Genomic DNA, 17,271 nt, shown 5'->3' on the forward strand with positions numbered 1-17,271 from the left:
ATTTTTATAAATGGAACAAATGGTAATCGCGGAACTAAACCGCCAAAAAGAAATATTAAGAAGTAAAATAGCTGAAAAAACAAAGCTTGATAATGCCACTATAGGTTATATCCTTACTACTATAGATACTTGTCTTTACTCTATGATAGACATGTTAAAGGAAGGCAAATCAGCGCATGAAAAATTCTTCTCCGATATAATATTAAATTCGATCGATGCAATAATAGGAATTGATAACGATTTTAAGATATTCCTCTGGAATAAGGGAGCGGAAAAGTTATTTGGCTATACAAAAGATGAAGTAATTGGAAAAGATTTTTACTTCCTTATACCCGATTACCTGCTTGAACAAGGTGAAAGGGAATTTCTAATAAATGAGGTAAAGGAAAAAGGTTTTCTCGCAAATCACGAATCGGAAAGGATTACTAAATCCGGCGAACTGATAAACGTTAGCATTACAAGGTTTTCTATATTTAATGATAGGAAGCCAATGGGCTCGGTGGGTATTTTAAGAGATATTACCAGGCTAAAAAAGCTTCAGAGAGAGCTTAGTGAAAAAGAAAATCTTGCGCTTATCGGGGAAGTTGTATCAAGCATAGCCCACAGCCTTGCTAATCCACTAAATATAATATCAGGCAATGCGGATTATTTGCTCCTTGAAAAGGATGAAACCGATGCGGAATACGATGAACTAAAGACAATTGCCGAGGAAGCCGGGCGAATAACAAAATCGCTTCGAAGTTTATTGAATTTTTCCCGCCCATTGCAAGTTGAGAAAAACAATGTTAACCTCAATAAGGTAATAGAAGACGTTGTGCAGAAGTCGAAATTTTCCGTTGGCGACAAGGAAATCGTGATAAATAAGGATCTTGCAGAAGATCTACCGGAGATAATAGCTGACAGGATCCAAATGGAAGAGGTTATTACCAATCTTGTAATTAATTCCATTCAAAGTTTTAATGACCATGGTACGGTAGATATTACTACAAAACGGAACGGAGAAAATCTAAAAGTGATCGTGAAAGATAATGGACCTGGTATCTCCAAGGAAAATCTTGAGAAAATTTTTAAACCCTTCTATTCCTCAAAAGGATACGGAAAGGGGACGGGCCTGGGATTGCCAATTGCAAAACGTATTGTTGGTGAACACGGTGGTTCTATTAGTGTAAACTCGGAGCCCGGCAAAGAAACCTCCTTTACAATACAATTACCTTTAAACTAGGAATAAAAAAACCCCTGAAGGACTCAGGGGTTTTAAAAGAGATTTTTAGAAGGAAACTTATTATTTAATAAGTGCCATTTTTCTTGTCTGTACAAAGTCTCCTGCAACTATTCTGTAGAAGTATACTCCACTGCTCACAAGAGCTCCACCGTTATCTGTTCCATTCCAATCAACTGAATATTTACCTGCTTCAAATTTAGAATTTACTAAGGTTGCAATCTGTCTTCCTGTAACGTCAAAGACCACAATGCTTACATTCGATCCTTTTGGTAATGAGAATGTAAATCTCGTTGATGGATTGAACGGATTAGGATAATTCTGTGACAGATCGTATGTTGCAGGTACTTCATTTGTATTAGTAGTTACACCTACTCCAAGTAAAGCATTCTTTGATTGGATAAGTATATCGACGGCAAATTTTGGATTGTGCATGCCATGACTACCATCTTCTGTGATCATCAAGTAGTTAAAGTATGCTTTCCTTAATGTTACATTGCTTGAATCCGCTTGGATCAACTGCCATGCGACCGAGTCTACACCTTCAGGAGGTAAAGTAGTTCTCAGGTTAGTGAGACAGCCATCAACTTCATCCATCCAGGGTTCTATCTGGCTATCGCCGTCATAGTCAACCGGTGCAATGAATTGGTCGAATCTTGTTTTGCCAAAGTGACAGTTTTCGCATGCCTTTAGGTGATCGTAATCGGTATCCTCATTATGCAGGAGTAATGCGTGACCTCCGACCTTATTTTTGTTCGCAGCGCTTGTATCAGTAGGTGCCATGTGGCAGGTAACACAAGCATTCGGCAGAAAGTCTTTGTGACGGGTGGTCTGCAACGTCGAACCAAACTCAGCAAAATTTTGTGCCTGGAATAGGTCAGATTGTGTTGAGTGGTGCGGGCCCCACCTGCTGTTTGTTACCTGTGTCAAGACATAAGTCCTGTTGTCTTTCCTTGCTTTGTGACAGTCCATACAAACTGCGCCATTACCTACATTGGTGTAATGGAATCCGTTTGCGAGAGTATCATCACCAGAAGGGCGGTTCCTTAACCCGTAGGGATTATTATTCCCGTGAGGATCATGGCATGTGGCACATGCTATCATGTCCTGATCAGCTTGAGTAAAGCCGTTTGTGTTGGTTCCGATCCCCTTTGTATAATTTACATAGCCTTTTCCGTCGTGACATCTTATACAGTTATCAAGATTATTTGAACCGTTATTAGTTTGTGCGAATGAACTTGTCCACACTGTATTGGAGTGAAGTGCATTTTTCCATTGGTCAAATTCTGGTGTCTGTGGAGATGAATCGTGACATTTACCGCATACACCACCGTTTAGATCCCTCTGGATCCTGTTGGTATCACCGCCATTGAAAACGTGCTGACTTCCCGGACCGTGACAACTTTCACAACCTACGTTAGCGAAAGCAACGAGTGATGAGAAGTGTGTTTTAATTGTATCCCAATTACCAGCGCCTGGATGTGGATAGTTATTCCAGTCCCAGCCTAATTGAGATGCCCTGTCGTCAAAGCCGTCATTATTGGCAAACATGAAATGATCATAACCAAGTGTATGTAGTCTAAATGATTCAGTTCCGTAAGATGAAGAACCGCTTGTTATGTTGTCCTTAAAGGAATTTGCATGTTTTGTGGTTTTCCATCTATTAAAAATATCCTGGAACTTTGGAGTGTTTCCATGGCATGACATACAGTTTGGAAATTGTGCAGCTACTCCGTCAAAACCGCCAACGCCTACATATGTTGAAGCGTATATCTTTGCGGTTGTGTCATGAGTACCGCTGGAGGTTGTAACCGAAACCATTATTTCATACGTTCCTGAAGAGTCGGCTTTGAATTTCTGCCATGTATCCAGCCCTGTAATCCCGTTTAATGTTGCATTTGATCCTGTAGGTTTTTGAACGAAGGACCAGTTTGCAGATGTTATCGCAGTTCCATCACCAAAATTCCATGCACGAAGGTAAACATATGTACCTTTTGCTACGGTGTAGAGCCCGCTTGCAACTGTTGAATCTGAAGTAAACGCAGAATTGGAAGCATAATCATTGGGGGTAATGTACTCAGAAACTAATTTGACCCTTGGCGCCCCGAATACTGCGTTAGCACAGAGTATAATTAGAATAATGAAGATGTTAAAATGTTTCATGGTGCTATCCTCTGTTATAGATGATATTGTAGAATTTTTCTTTTTTAAACTTTTTATTTTATGATTCGATTTAGTCATTTTTAATATCCACCTTTCAATCATAAACACTATATAAAGGACAAATTATATGCCAAAAAGAGGGGCATTTATTAGTCAGAATTAAGATGTTTTATTATGAACTGTGGATAATTAACACAGTGGGAGCTTAAAAGTGTTGAAAATTTGGTAATTTTTGTGAGTAAAATCATATTTCACTGTGACTACAGTCCTTTGCCAAAATATCAATTTTAGTTAATTTTAAGTAAAAAGAACCGGTTATAGTAAATCATGGATAATAGTGATATAAAAATATTGGTTGTAGATGATGAGGTTAATTTCACAGTTTTGCTGGGGAAGATTCTGGAAAAAAAGGGCTTTACACCTGTTGTCGAAAATAATGGTTTTAGCGCAAAAGAAAAGATCATCGATGGGGATTTCGATATAATCATTTCAGATCTTCAGATACCGGATGTTGATGGATTGGAATTACTCAAAGTAAAGGATCCGGAAACATTATTTATTATGATCACCGGTTATGGGTCAGTTGATTCGGCAGTTGAATCGATGAAAATTGGTGCTTATGATTATATAAGTAAACCGTTTAATATTGATGAGTTTACAAAGAAGGTTGATAGAGCTGTTGAAAAGGTAAAGCTTAGATATAGGCTAAAACATGATTACACGGAAACAGACAGGTTCGACAATACAATTATAGGGGTGAGTAAAAAGATGCAAAAAGTTTATGAGATGATCGATAGCGTTAGTAAGGCAGATACCAACGTTCTGATAGAGGGGCAAAGCGGCACAGGAAAGGAACTTGTTGCGCGCGCTATACATAGAAGGAGCTCTCGCAGGTCAGGTCCATTCATAGCAATTAACTGTTCGGCGATTCCGGATGCACTCATGGAGAGCGAACTCTTTGGTCATGCCAGGGGTGCCTTTACAGGAGCAACCGAAAGGCAAAAGGGTGTATTTGAGCTAGCTCACGGCGGGACACTTTTATTGGACGAAATTGCAGAAATGCCTTTTAATCTACAGTCAAAGTTATTGAGAGTCATAGAAACCTGGGAAATCAAGCCTCTTGGAAGCGACAGGATCAGGCGAACGGATGTAAGGCTTATCTCGGCTACCAATCAGAATATAAAAAAACTAATAGAGGAAAAGAAGTTCAGGGAAGATCTATATTACCGTATTTCAACAGTTACGATTAAACTACCGGAACTTAAGGAAAGAAAACAGGATATCCCATTGCTTGCTACCCACTTTCTCGGCGAATTTAGCAATGAAACTGGTAGAAACTTTTCGATAACACCTTCCGCCGTAGAGGTCCTGGTAGGTTATCCGTGGAAAGGTAATGTAAGGGAATTAAAAAATACCCTTGAGCGTGCGGCAATTATAAGTAATTCCGAAGTTCTGGATGAAAAGAATTTTAAGTTTCTTAAAACAGGTACTGAGAATGAGGATGAATTTAATATTGATCTTAATATGGAATTGAAAGATCTGGAAAAAAACTATATACAAAAAGTGCTTGAAGAAAATGGCTGGAATAAACTCCAGGCAGCGAATATATTAGGAATAGACAGAAAAACACTTTACAATAAGATTCGGCTTTACAATATTAAGCAATAAACCATTTATTACTCATATAGAATGAGCCTTATGGGGAAATATTCTACACTACGTTCTATTTTTATGCAAAAACAGCTTAATTTACATATATTTTATGGCTTGTTAATTGCTAGAGTAAAAGAGAACTTAATGGCGAAAATGGAGCATGTCAGGGTCCATATTTTAAGTGACGAGAAGGAAATTTGTTCATTGATCGTGAAAACCCTTGATGAAAGCTTCATTATAACATGCACACATGGGGAGAAAATGATTAAAGATCCTTTTGGAAGCGCAGGAGAAAAGTTAGATTGTATTATCATTGATAAGGGATTAAGTGAGTGTTTTAAAACACAAGTTCTTGAAAAGTATGGTCCGGTCCATGTTATATGTCTCCCATCTTTTGAAGGAGAATATGAATGCGACGAGTTTAAGAATGTAAAATATATGTCTGAGCCTTTTAAACTGAGCGAACTTAGAGAATTACTGGAAGAGGTCAGAGTTTCACTAGCACATTCTTAATTTATTTAAATAATGGGCGAAGAGAAAAAAATAAAGGAAAAAAGGTTTTTTAAGAAAGTAAGGGGATTCAAAAGGTTTCTTCTCTTTACCGGTATTTATATTCTCAGTTTTGTAATACTAGTCGGGATATCAGCAGAATATACATCCCGTCCGTCATTTTGTCCCACCTGTCACTATATGGAAACCTTCCACCAAAGCTGGAAAGTTAGCGCGCACAATAAAGTGGAGTGTGTTGAATGCCATTTTGAACCCGGCATGGCAGGTACAATAAAAGGTAAGCTTAACGGGCTGGTACAGATCGTAAACTACGTTTCGCTAGCTTATAAAAAAAGGAAACCATGGGCGGAGATATCAGATAATACCTGTGCAAGATCAGGCTGTCACAACATGGATGCAATGCGCGATTCACTTTATGAGTTTCACGGCGTTGAGTTTTCACACAGGAAACACCTAGAAAAAATGGCTGACGGTAAATCTCTCAAGTGCACGAGTTGTCACTCGCAAGTAGAGCAGAATGTGCATATGGAGGTTATTACGGCTACATGCGCCAGCTGTCACTTCAAAAAATCAAGTAATCCTGACCATGATTTTGCAAAGCTTTCTGATTGTAAGCTGTGTCACCATCTCGACCAGAAGACACCGGAGCAACTTGCAGACATGCGTTACAATCACACAATGGTCGTGAATAATAAAGTTGAGTGTGCAGGTTGTCATACAAACGTTACTTCCGGGGATGGAGATGTTGGTAAAGAAAGATGTCTACAGTGTCATTTTGAAAATGAAAAACTTGAAAAACTTCCTGATACAAAACTCGTTCACGAAAAGCATATACATGAAAGAAGTATAAAATGTTATTCATGTCATAATTCTATTGAGCATAAGATACAAAAACTAACCCCGGAAAGTTCACTCGATTGTCAGACCTGTCACGCGAATTCACATACTTCACAGGTTAATCTTTTTACCGGGCGGAATGGATTTAATGTAAAGGATTTCCCAAGTACAATGTATCTAAATGGTATTAATTGTAAGGGGTGTCATATATTCCACCAGGTTGACAGTAAGGGCATTGAAACCTCTAAGTCTAAAGGCGAAGCCTGTGAAACATGTCACGGAAAAGGCTATTCTAAACTTGTTGATCAATGGAAGGTGATAGCTCAGAAAAGACTTGGTGAAATTAATTCAATTTATAGTAGAGCATCTCAGATTGTGAAATCAAGTAAAAGTGATAAAAAGGCGGAAGCCGAAAAGTTGCTCGAAGAAGCAAATCATAATATTAAGATAGTCGAAGTCGGAAAGAGTGTTCACAATATAGAGTTTTCGGATAAACTCCTGGGTGGTGCATATGACCTCATGAAGAAAGCTGTAACAACTGTCGGGTATTCTTCCGGGCTTCCATCGTTTATTTCGAGTTCCGAGTTTGTTCCCAATGAATGTTACAAATGCCACTCAGGTGTCCAAGAGATAAGTGTGAATAAGTTCGGAATGAAGTTTTCACATAATCAGCATATTGTAAAAGAACGTATAGCCTGTGACAGATGCCACTCGAACGCGAATAAACATGGTGAATTGATAGTAAGTAAACAGTCATGTAACAATTGTCACCATGCTAATAAGACCGAGGATAACCAGTGCGCATCATGTCATAATTTCCAGGTTGCCATGTATGATGGAAAGTGGATGGGTAAGGATAAACCTGATATTATGAAGGAGGGTGGAGCTAAATGTATCGATTGCCATATTCAAAAGGATAAAATAATTAAGCCTGATGATAAAGTTTGTCTAAAATGCCATGACGCAGGTTATGATGAGCTTATGGTAGAGTGGAAAGGGGACGTTAAAAAACTCGAAAGTGATATTGTTGATCTTCTCAATAAGCTTGACAAAACCGATCTTTCACCCGAAGAAAGAGATCAGCTAAACGAGGCAAAGAAAATTGTAAATCAATTAAAAGGTTACCCGAGTATATATATTCACAATTATGAGTTGATCAGCTCAGTATTGATGGAAAAGAAAAAACTTTTAAGTAAAATGGAATAACTTAAAATATAAGCATCATGAAGAAAAAAATTTTTATACCGGTATTGGTCTTAATTTTTGGAGTCTTGCTTTTTGCCACAAGTTTTGAAGGCAACTCAGCCGAGAATGATGAGCCAATGTATGTGGGTGTAGATAAATGTGCCGGAACATGCCACAAAGGCGATTCTAAAGGAAATCAGTACGAGATCTGGCAAAATTCCAAGCACTCAAACGCATTTAAAAATCTACAGACTCCGGAAGCTGACAAAATTGCTCAGGATAGAGGGTACAGCACACCTGCTGCGGAGACTCCGGAATGTGTGAAATGTCATACACTGGGTATAGATCTTTCTACCGCCCCGCTAACGGATACTTATGACAAAACACAGGGCGTTCAGTGCGAGACATGTCACGGTCCGGGTTCAGAGTACAAAAAATTAAACATTATGAAGGATGTAGAGCTTGCAAAGCAGAATGGTCTCATTATTCATACCGAAAGGGAAGCATTCTGTACAGGATGTCATAATTCACAAAGCCCGACCTTTAAAAGCTTTGATTATGATGAAATGTGGGCAAAGATCAAGCATCCTAAACCACAAGAGTAAAAAAAATGAAACCTAAATTAATAATATTGGCGGCATTTTTGGTGATAGGAAATATCGCTGTAGGTCAATCTTTAAATTTTAGGTTCAACAACTATTTTTATAGCTGGCAAAGGATTGACACACTATCAACCAGTTCTGATGCCAAAACCTCTCATATCAGGGGTTATCAAAACTACTTGCTTGAGTTTAAGCAGGATAAATGGAGTTTTAATACACTAGCTCAGACTGAGGAAGATTTAATTAATAAATCAGGAAGAGGATTTGGATATAGATTTTACAACGCATATATAAAAGGATCCAACCTCTTTGATGTTTTGGACGTAAAGATCGGCAGGCAATATATCTTTGCCGGTACAGGAAAAGGTTCAATCGATGGTTTGAATCTTAAGCTGAAAGCCGGGAAAAATAAAGAATATCAGTTTACACTCTACGGAGGAGCATTAACACCATTTTCATATGAATTTTCCGATTATCCGTCAGTGGATAAAAATTATCATTTTGGAGGACAGTTTACGTATTACGGGGTTAGAGACCTAACAGCTTCTTTAAGTTATTCCAACAAAAGAACTACACCCGAATCTTATACTGCTCTCCGCCTCGATAGCGCATACAATCTTTACGAAAAAACTATTGATCTTGACGGACCGTCACAGCAAATGGTAGGTCTGGATCTAAATTATAGCTATCTGGGACAGCATAATTTCTTCGGAAGATTTTATTATGATGCTGTCCAGAATCAGGTTTACAGAGCTGAAGTAAATGCTAGGATCACACTGCCAGAAAATTTTAGAGCATCAGCTGAGTATTTATTCAGGAATCCATATTTTTCATACAACAGTATATTCTGGGTTTTCGAACATAATAAGTACCAGGAAATATCGGGCGGTCTGGACTACACCTTTAAAAATAATATTAATGCATTCGCAAAAGTTGGAGTTGTGTTATACGAGGATGATAATTCCACTAAACTACAGGCAGGATTTAATCATCCGAATTTCGGATTGTCATTTATAAGGTATTTCGGATATGCGGGTGAGTCAGATGGATTCACAGGGTATTATCAGAGAAAAGTAATCGATGATAGGTTTTCCGTATCTGCCTCTGCCAATTACTCACGCTACAGACTCGGAAATATTTATGATACGGATAAGCTGAATGCTTTTAGCTGTATGCTTGGAATGACATATCGTCCAATGCCTCAGCTGTCATTTGATCTGCAGGGACAGCTTTTGAGTAATGAGATATACAGTACCGACACAAGGTTGTTAGTCGGTTTTAGTTATTGGGCTTTTACTAAGCTTTAAAAGAAAGAACAATGAAAACTGCAAAAATATATTTGTTCTTGATCTTAGGAATAGTGCTTTTTCTAAGTACTACAGCCTACCTGGTTAAAAAACCCGCAGGGATCATTGAGTCAAATGTCGAGCCTGTTTCCATGAATGACAGGCCAGATAACAGCAAGATAATCAAGTTTGACCACAAGTTTCACGTAACGGATGCGGGTATTGCATGCCAGGATTGCCATACAAAGGCAACCAATTCAGAATCTGCAAAGGACAATCTTAATCCGACTATGGATGACTGTGCCGCGTGTCACGATGTTAAGGATGAAAAGAATTGCAATTTGTGTCACTATGACGGAGTTTACAAAAAATTCAAAACTCCAAAAACCGAATTAATATTTTCACATAAGCATCACATTGTCGATGAGAAGATGCAATGTATGGATTGCCACAAGGATCTGGATAAGGTAAAGTTTTCTAAAGAGAGCGCGGCAGGATTCCCCAATATGGAAACATGCTACAGCTGTCATAATATGCAGAAGGCTTCGAATAATTGTGAATCATGCCATAGTAATCTTACAAACTTGAAGCCTCAAAACCATCTAAAGGTGAATTTTTTGAATGAACATACGGTTACAGATGCATCAAACAGTAAGAATAATTGTATGATGTGTCACAGTGATAATTTCTGCCAGGTATGTCACTCACCCGTTGGCTTTAATGGTAATAACAGTAAAGATAACTTTTACGCGCCATATTATACTAAAGAAGGTGCGGTACGTATCGATAGAGCTGATCTCCAAAAGCTGACAACAATGCACACTTTGAATTATAAGTTTACACATGGTCTAGATGCTAATCAGAAATCATTTGAATGTAAAACATGTCACGATGTACAAAATTTCTGTGTGCAGTGTCACCAGGATGGAGGGGAGCTCATAACAGGATTTACTCCAACCAGCCACCAGATACCGAATTTTACAACAATAGGTGTAAATACGGGAGGCGGTTTGCATTCCGAACTAGCCAGGAAGGACATAGAATCCTGTCAATCTTGCCACGACGTACAGGGCAGTGATCCGGTTTGTATCCAATGCCATTTTGACAATGACGGAATTAAAGGGACTAACCCAAAGACACACGATTTTGGTTTTATGAATGATGAAAAAGGCATCTGGCACAATACTCAGGGTGCGGTATGCTATACATGTCATACCGATCCAAATGCCAGACCTAATGGTATACCGGGCGTAGGATTCTGCGGATACTGTCATGGTGGTGAGGAAGGTAAAAAATAGTTTTAAAAATTTTATTTAGAGAGCCATGAAAAAAATAATTCTAATATATGGTTTTTTGATCTTTGCTCTTGGTTCCGTGATCTTTTATCAGGGATGCAGTGAGCTGGATGATAGTGTAACCATGGCTCCGGATATTGATGTACATCCGGATGGATGGGCAAATCCTTCATCAGCAAATTTTCATGGTACATACATTATCGATAATAAGCAATGGAACCTGAATTTATGTAAGACATGCCACGGTTCTGATTACGCAGGTGGAACTTCGGGCTCGAGTTGTCTTGGATGCCATTCCTCCAGCGGAGGACCTCAAAATTGCAGGTTATGCCACGGAAACAGCGATCATTCCAACCCTCCGAAAGGTGTTTTTGGAGATACGGCAATTTCTTATATTGGTGTAGGGGTACACGTATCGCACGTAAATAACCCACAGTTTTCGGCTAGTTTGCACTGCAGTGATTGTCACTCTTTCAGCGGGTTTTCGGATCCAAATCACATTGGAGACAATCCAAATGGCATAGCTGAGATAACTTTTGGTCCTCTTGCACATGATACATTAAGCGGTCCGATAAGACCAAACCCAATGTGGGATAGAACTACGGCGACCTGTTCCAGTGTTTACTGTCATGGAACCTTTAAAGAAGGAAATATCGATGCCGTTGGAATATGGACAAATCCCGGCAGTGTAGTTTGTGGAACGTGTCACGGAGATCCGGTTACAGGTAATCCCACACCGGCGCCTAATGGAGTATTTACACCACCGCACTATTCGTTTATGAACATAAATTCATGTTATGTTTGCCACGGATCGGTGATAAATCCTCAGGGACAGATGGTCGATAAGACTTTACACGTAAACGGAGTGGTGAATTTTTAATAATTAAACAATAAAATTTGTCTAAGACTATGACTAAAATGATTAAAATTTTGTTCTTACCCATAATGGTATTGTTCTTTACGGCATGTCAAAAGGAAGTTCCAAAGGAGTTGCTGGAGCAACAGAAGCCTCAGACTCAAAATAATGAACCCGATATGCCAAATGATTCGATCCATAACAGGCTAAGGCAAAATTCGGGAAACAATGAAATGGGTTCCGACGAAGAAGGGGATTCAAAAGCAGTAGAATTAATGAAAGACGCGGATGATGCGGATGCGAAATATATGCAGTCTAAATCGGATGCTGATAAGAAGGAAGCTATAAATAAGCAATTGACTGCTGCAAACTATCTCATGTTTGAAGCAAACCTGCCTTCAAAGAAAAAATACAGACCTGCACTAAAAAGGTATAGAAGGGTTCTTGAGTTGGATCCTAGTAATAAAGAGGCGCAGGAAAATAAAAAACAGATAGAAGATATTTATGAATCAATGGGTATGCCAATACCGAATACCTAAAATGAAGCAAAAAATAAATTAACTTAATAATATATGAACAAGAAAATATTAATAGGCTCAATAATAATAATTGTATTCCTTGTTATAGGGTTTTTCTCATTCATGGATAGCAAGATTGAATACTCAAATTTTGAGAAGGCAAGTGAAAACCATTCAACCTGCCAGGTAAAAGGTAACTGGATAAAGGATAAAGAATCGAAGTTCGATTCAGAGACAAACCAATTCACTTTTTACATGAAGGATGAGAATGGAACTGAGATGAAAGTTGTGCTGGATGGAAGTAAGCCTAATAATTTTGAAATGGCGGAAAGCGTAGTTGCCAAAGGAAAAGTTAAGGACGGATATTTTCATGCCAAGGAGGTTTTAACTAAGTGTCCTTCGAAATACGAAGGGCAGGGAAAAGATGTTCAAAAATCAGAAATTTAATAAACTAACTTTTTGATATGGGTCCTTATCTGATCTACGGTGCATTCATTGCCGCAACGATTTCATGCTTATTCTTTTTTGTCTCGGCCTCGGGAAAAACAAAATTTTTAGGTATAGCACGGACAATGTTCCATGCAATGGCGGTTCTTACCATATTTTCTGCCGCATATCTGCTTTACCTGATAATAACACACCAGTTTCAATACACATACGTCTGGAATTATAGCTCTACTGACCTTCCGATTAATTTACTTATTTCTACCTTTTACGCCGGGCAGGAGGGGAGTTTTCATTTATGGGCATTCCTAATGGCAGTACTAGGTGTATTCTTATTATCGTATATGACAAATAAGGATAGCACTGCCGACCAGGCAAACAAGTATGAGCCCCTTGTAATGGGGGTTTTTGCTCTAATACAGGTATTTCTTTTATTTATTCTTATAATCAAATCCCCTTATCTCTTCGTTTGGGAATCATTCCCGAATGATGTGCAGATAGGCTTTGTTCCTCCCGATGGAAGAGGCTTGAATCCTCTACTCCAGAATTTCTGGATGACAATTCACCCGCCGATATTGTTTACGGGTTTTAGTTCACTTGCGATTCCGTTCAGCTTTGCAATCGCAGCTTTAATAAAAAACAAATACGATAAGTGGATGAAACTTGCAATGCCATGGACACTTTTTGCAGGCATGGTGTTGGGTTTAGGAATAATGCTGGGTGGATATTGGGCGTATGGAGTACTCGGATGGGGTGGCTACTGGGCATGGGATCCTGTTGAAAATTCTTCGTTTGTTCCATGGCTTATCATAGTTGCTGGTATTCACTCTATGATTGCTGAGGAAAAGCTTGGCAAATATAAAAAGACAAGCTTATTGCTTTGTATACTTGCATTCGCTGCAGTTTTATATTCTACCTTCTTAACAAGGAGCGGTATTTTAGGTGATGCTTCAGTGCATTCATTTGTCGATCCGGGATACGAGGTATACCTATTCCTTATAATATTCCTTTCATTGTTCGTTGGCGGTGGATTTGGGCTTATACTATTTAGATTAAAAAACCTTAGGTCCATAAAGACAGAAAAACAATCTGAATTATTCTCTCGTGAGACAGCGCTTTTTGTAGGTGTTGTCACCATCAGCGCTGCTGCTTTGATAGTGGCGGTAGGCACAAGCGCTCCATTGATCTTTAAAGGAACAGTTGATCCGGCGTTCTATAACAGATTTAACCTTCCTCTGGCGATTCTAATAGCCGCCATAAACGGATTTAGTATTTTGCTTAAATGGAAGCATTCGGAGGAAAAGAAATTTTTAAAAAGTTTATATATTCCTTTAATAGTTACTGGTGTTGTAACTTTGACGTTGGTAATTGTAGGTGTAAGAGATCTTCTGATTGCCTTATTGGCTGCCGCAGCTTTCTTTGCACTATTTATCAATGCGGAGATGGCTTTCCGCATATTCATGCGCAATAGGATCAAAGCAGGACCTTACATCGCACACATAGGTCTAATGCTTTTATTCCTGGGTATAATTGGATCCGCAAGATATTCTGAGGAAGAAAACATTTCGCTACCGCTAAACAGTACTAAAGAAGTTTTGGGTTATAATTTAACCTATAAAGGAGCTACACCAATACCGGGGGATGAGCAAAAGTATCATTTTAACGTGATAGTTGAAAAAGACGGAAAAGGATTTCTGCTTCAACCTATAATGTACTATAGTGAATATTCGGAAGGTGTTATGAAAAATCCCGACATTGCAAATCTCTTTGTTAAAGATCTATATCTTTCGCCGATGTCTTTGGAGACGAACCAGGACTTTGCAATGGAGGATATGGGTACCTTGAAAAAGGGTGAAGAAAAAATGATCCATGGAATGAATGTAAAGTTTGTAGATGTAGATATGTCAAAATTCAACCGCGAAAGCCTGGATGAAGAAGGAAAAGAAAATATTATGGGAGCAGATCTGGAAGTGACAATGCCGGATGGAAGCAAACAAATGGTCAAAGCGCTTCAAAAATTTTCTCCAGAAGGGATGCAAAACATTCCTGTAAAGATAAATCCCGACGACGATATGACATTCTATCTGCTGAAGATGGGCGTCTCCGGCGAGACAACAATTGATATTGCGGTTGTTGACGAGAGCAAACCTAAAGAAGAAGCTCCGGAAACACTTGTCTTGACAGCAAGTATTAAACCTTTTATTAATCTCGTTTGGGCTGGTACGGTTGTTATGGTACTGGGTTTTTATTTCTCGCTCCTGTCCAGATACAGAAAACTTAAGGTTAAAAAGACTGAAAAGGCAGTTTGATCTTGTAATAATCAACTATAATAGTTAAAAGAGCGTTTTTGTTAAACGCTCTTTTTATTTGTTCAATTAGGATTAGGTTAGTAAATTTGATTGCTTTGTCTCTTACTTTTGGAGGGATATTTCGGTAATTTTGTAGTTCTATAAATTTTAGACATATTTAATGAAAGAATTATCATACAATAATAAGTTAAGGAACATAGCAATTATAGCCCATGTTGATCACGGGAAAACTACACTCGTCGATCATATGTTTAGACAAAGCGGTACATTCAGGGCTAACCAGGAAGTCCAGGACAGAGTGATGGATAATATGGACCTGGAGAGAGAGAGAGGAATTACAATTGCCGCAAAAAACTGTTCCGTTAATTGGGGTGATGTGAAGATCAATATTCTCGATACACCAGGGCACGCTGATTTTGGTGGTGAAGTCGAGCGGGCTCTAATGATGGTCGATGGAGTTATATTACTTGTTGATGCGTCAGAGGGACCGCTCCCTCAAACACGTTTTGTCTTAAGGAAGGCTCTTGAAAACGGTTTAAAAATAATTGTAGTTGTGAATAAAATAGACAGAAAAGATGCGCGTGCGCAGGAAGTATTGAATGAAGTGTATGATTTGTTTATAGATCTTGACGCGACAGAGGAGCAGATTGAGTTCCCTGTGCTTTATGCCATTGGTAAGCAGGGTATTGCTCAGAAGAACCTTGAAGAACAGGGTAAAGATCTTTCAGCTTTGTTCGAAACAATAATGTCCGAGATTCCTGCACCATCTTATGATCCGGAACAACCGTTCCAGATGCTAGTTGCCGATCTTGATTATTCGGATTTTCTCGGCAGGCTTGCAATCGGTAAAGTTGCAAATGGCAGAGCAAGAAAAAATGAGGATCTCGCACGAATAAACGAAGAGGGAAATGTTGTGCCACTTAAAGTGACTAAGCTTCAGGTTTATGATGGAGTTAATTTCAGTGAAGTGGACGAAGTTGAGCCCGGCGACATAGTAATATTATCTGGAATAGAAGAAGTTCATATAGGTGATACTATAACAACTCGTGAAAATCCGGTTGCTCTTAAGAGGATTGCTGTGGATGAACCCACTATCTCTATGCTTTTTTCTATCAATACATCCCCCCTGTCCGGTAAAGAAGGAAAGATCGTTCAGTCTAACAAAATACGTGAACGGCTTCATAAAGAAACACTCAGCAATGTAGCATTAAAAGTAGAGGACTCACCTGATGGGGACAGCTTTATTGTAAAGGGCAGGGGAGAATTTCAAATGGTAATATTAATTGAAACGATGCGCCGTGAGGGATTTGAACTTAGTGTTGGTCGTCCAAAGGTAATTAATAGAATGGTGGACGGCAAGATCCATGAACCAATAGAGCATTTGTTTATTGATTGCGATGAGAATTTTGTAGGCATTGTATCCGAAAAATTATCCAAACGCAAAGGCAGGATGATAAACCTTGTTAATCACGGTACAGGCAGGGTTAGGCTGGAGTTTTCTATCCCGTCGAGATCACTTATAGGCTACAGAAATGAATTTCTTACAGACACCCGGGGTACAGGTATAATGAACTCATATTTACAGGGTTACGAGGAGTATAGAGGTGAATTCCCAACGAGGGTCACCGGTTCCCTTGTCTCAGACCGTCAGGGGGATGCGCTCTCTTATGCATTATATAATCTTGAGCCCAGGGGAATACTTTTCTCTGTGCCAAATGATCCTGTATATGAAGGAATGATAGTTGGTGAGCACAATAGGGACAACGACCTTGATGTTAATCCGTGTAAAGGAAAGAAATTAACGAATATGCGTGCCTCGGGTAAGGATGATAGCATAATGCTGACGCCTGTCACGCCGATGACACTTGAGAGAGCGATCGACTTTATCAAGGACGATGAGCTTGTCGAGGTAACGCCATTAAGCATCAGGCTCCGTAAGTCTATTCTTTCTTCTCAAAAGCGTCATACGCTCAGAGGTAAGTTAGTAACCGGGAAGGTCGAAGTATGACAGAAAACAGACATCTTATTAAGAAAGCAACTGAACTTGGAATAAATAAAATTGAACGGCATATTTTTCTGTGTGCCGACCAGACTAAACCAAAATGCTGTTCGGAAGAAGCTGGTCTGAAATCATGGGATTACTTAAAGGGAAGGATCAAAGAATTAGGGCTGGAAGAGAAAGGGATCTACAGAACAAAGGCAAATTGCTTGAGGATTTGTTTGGAAGGACCAATAGCTGTTGTTTACCCCGATGGGGTATGGTATCATTCTTGCACTCCTGAGGTTCTGGAACGGATCATACAGGAGCATTTGATCGGGGGTGTCCCAGTAGAAGAATATCATATAAAGATTCCATAATAATATATTAGTATTTATCTGTTATTATATAGACTA

Annotated in this window: 14 protein-coding genes; 13 read left to right on the plus strand and 1 reads right to left on the minus strand. The window is 39.0% G+C overall.

Annotation, left to right across the window (positions count from 1 at the left end; all coding sequences use genetic code 11):
- The first annotated feature begins 10 nt into the window (after nucleotides 1–10).
- Nucleotides 11–1,222 carry a PAS domain S-box protein gene (locus tag H6614_11100; protein MCB9244212.1) on the plus strand — a complete coding sequence of 404 codons (1,212 nt, stop codon included), beginning with the start codon at nucleotides 11–13 and terminating at the stop codon, nucleotides 1,220–1,222.
- A gap of 60 nt (nucleotides 1,223–1,282) precedes the next feature.
- Here the strand turns inward: H6614_11100 and H6614_11105 are convergent, their stop codons facing one another.
- On the minus strand, nucleotides 1,283–3,382 hold the full coding sequence (locus H6614_11105) for a T9SS type A sorting domain-containing protein (protein ID MCB9244213.1): 2,100 nt from the start codon (nucleotides 3,380–3,382) through the stop codon (nucleotides 1,283–1,285).
- Between the two features lie 327 nt (nucleotides 3,383–3,709).
- Between H6614_11105 and H6614_11110 the strand changes: the two genes are divergently transcribed.
- The 12 genes from H6614_11110 (at nucleotide 3,710) to H6614_11165 (ending at nucleotide 17,235) form a co-directional block, all read left to right on the plus strand.
- Nucleotides 3,710–5,050, plus strand: a complete 1,341-nt coding sequence (locus H6614_11110; GenBank protein MCB9244214.1) for a sigma-54-dependent Fis family transcriptional regulator — start codon at nucleotides 3,710–3,712, stop codon at nucleotides 5,048–5,050.
- A 63-nt stretch (nucleotides 5,051–5,113) separates the two neighbouring features.
- Entirely contained in the window at nucleotides 5,114–5,548 is a 435-nt protein-coding gene (locus tag H6614_11115) for a hypothetical protein (protein ID MCB9244215.1), read from the plus strand.
- A 12-nt stretch (nucleotides 5,549–5,560) separates the two neighbouring features.
- Nucleotides 5,561–7,588, plus strand: a complete 2,028-nt coding sequence (locus H6614_11120) for a cytochrome c3 family protein (GenBank protein ID MCB9244216.1) — start codon at nucleotides 5,561–5,563, stop codon at nucleotides 7,586–7,588.
- A 17-nt stretch (nucleotides 7,589–7,605) separates the two neighbouring features.
- A complete protein-coding gene (locus tag H6614_11125) occupies nucleotides 7,606–8,172 on the plus strand; it encodes a cytochrome C554 (GenBank protein MCB9244217.1) in 567 nt (188 codons plus the stop codon).
- A 5-nt stretch (nucleotides 8,173–8,177) separates the two neighbouring features.
- Nucleotides 8,178–9,476: a hypothetical protein gene (locus H6614_11130; GenBank protein ID MCB9244218.1), complete on the plus strand. Its 1,299-nt coding sequence runs from the start codon at nucleotides 8,178–8,180 to the stop codon at nucleotides 9,474–9,476.
- An 11-nt stretch (nucleotides 9,477–9,487) separates the two neighbouring features.
- Nucleotides 9,488–10,753 (plus strand): cytochrome C, encoded by a 1,266-nt coding sequence (locus tag H6614_11135; GenBank protein MCB9244219.1) that lies wholly within the window; start codon nucleotides 9,488–9,490, stop codon nucleotides 10,751–10,753.
- 25 nt (nucleotides 10,754–10,778) lie between these two features.
- A complete protein-coding gene (locus tag H6614_11140) occupies nucleotides 10,779–11,630 on the plus strand; it encodes a CxxxxCH/CxxCH domain-containing protein (protein MCB9244220.1) in 852 nt (283 codons plus the stop codon).
- A gap of 38 nt (nucleotides 11,631–11,668) precedes the next feature.
- Nucleotides 11,669–12,145, plus strand: a complete 477-nt coding sequence (locus H6614_11145; protein MCB9244221.1) for a hypothetical protein — start codon at nucleotides 11,669–11,671, stop codon at nucleotides 12,143–12,145.
- A gap of 33 nt (nucleotides 12,146–12,178) precedes the next feature.
- Nucleotides 12,179–12,571, plus strand: coding sequence for a cytochrome c maturation protein CcmE (locus tag H6614_11150; protein ID MCB9244222.1), 393 nt, complete (start codon nucleotides 12,179–12,181; stop codon nucleotides 12,569–12,571).
- Nucleotides 12,572–12,708: 137 nt separating this feature from the next.
- Entirely contained in the window at nucleotides 12,709–14,877 is a 2,169-nt protein-coding gene (gene ccsA / locus H6614_11155; GenBank protein MCB9244223.1) for a cytochrome c biogenesis protein CcsA, read from the plus strand.
- A 160-nt stretch (nucleotides 14,878–15,037) separates the two neighbouring features.
- Nucleotides 15,038–16,885, plus strand: coding sequence for a translational GTPase TypA (gene typA, locus H6614_11160; GenBank protein ID MCB9244224.1), 1,848 nt, complete (start codon nucleotides 15,038–15,040; stop codon nucleotides 16,883–16,885).
- The gene (locus H6614_11165) at nucleotides 16,882–17,235 is read left to right on the plus strand and encodes a (2Fe-2S) ferredoxin domain-containing protein (protein ID MCB9244225.1); all 354 of its coding nucleotides are present in this window, start codon (nucleotides 16,882–16,884) and stop codon (nucleotides 17,233–17,235) included. The genes typA and H6614_11165 overlap by 4 nt, the downstream gene beginning before the upstream one ends.
- Nucleotides 17,236–17,271: the final 36 nt, after the last annotated feature.

Source organism: Ignavibacteriales bacterium (assembly GCA_020635255.1).
Classification (GTDB): Bacteria; Bacteroidota; Ignavibacteria; order Tepidaquicellales; family Tepidaquicellaceae; genus JAEYVS01.

Excerpts from the sequence above, each read along its gene's own strand:
- H6614_11100 (MCB9244212.1), top strand. The coding sequence starts at position 11 with ATGGAACAAATGGTAATCGCGGAACTAAACCGCCAAAAAGAAATATTA.
- H6614_11105 (MCB9244213.1), bottom strand. The coding sequence starts at position 3,382 with ATGAAACATTTTAACATCTTCATTATTCTAATTATACTCTGTGCTAAC.
- typA (MCB9244224.1), top strand. The coding sequence starts at position 15,038 with ATGAAAGAATTATCATACAATAATAAGTTAAGGAACATAGCAATTATA.
- H6614_11150 (MCB9244222.1), top strand. The coding sequence starts at position 12,179 with ATGAACAAGAAAATATTAATAGGCTCAATAATAATAATTGTATTCCTT.
- H6614_11165 (MCB9244225.1), top strand. The coding sequence starts at position 16,882 with ATGACAGAAAACAGACATCTTATTAAGAAAGCAACTGAACTTGGAATA.
- H6614_11110 (MCB9244214.1), top strand. The coding sequence starts at position 3,710 with ATGGATAATAGTGATATAAAAATATTGGTTGTAGATGATGAGGTTAAT.
- ccsA (MCB9244223.1), top strand. The coding sequence starts at position 12,709 with ATGGCGGTTCTTACCATATTTTCTGCCGCATATCTGCTTTACCTGATA.
- H6614_11125 (MCB9244217.1), top strand. The coding sequence starts at position 7,606 with ATGAAGAAAAAAATTTTTATACCGGTATTGGTCTTAATTTTTGGAGTC.
- H6614_11120 (MCB9244216.1), top strand. The coding sequence starts at position 5,561 with ATGGGCGAAGAGAAAAAAATAAAGGAAAAAAGGTTTTTTAAGAAAGTA.
- H6614_11140 (MCB9244220.1), top strand. The coding sequence starts at position 10,779 with ATGAAAAAAATAATTCTAATATATGGTTTTTTGATCTTTGCTCTTGGT.
- H6614_11145 (MCB9244221.1), top strand. The coding sequence starts at position 11,669 with ATGATTAAAATTTTGTTCTTACCCATAATGGTATTGTTCTTTACGGCA.
- H6614_11115 (MCB9244215.1), top strand. The coding sequence starts at position 5,114 with ATGCAAAAACAGCTTAATTTACATATATTTTATGGCTTGTTAATTGCT.
- H6614_11130 (MCB9244218.1), top strand. The coding sequence starts at position 8,178 with ATGAAACCTAAATTAATAATATTGGCGGCATTTTTGGTGATAGGAAAT.
- H6614_11135 (MCB9244219.1), top strand. The coding sequence starts at position 9,488 with ATGAAAACTGCAAAAATATATTTGTTCTTGATCTTAGGAATAGTGCTT.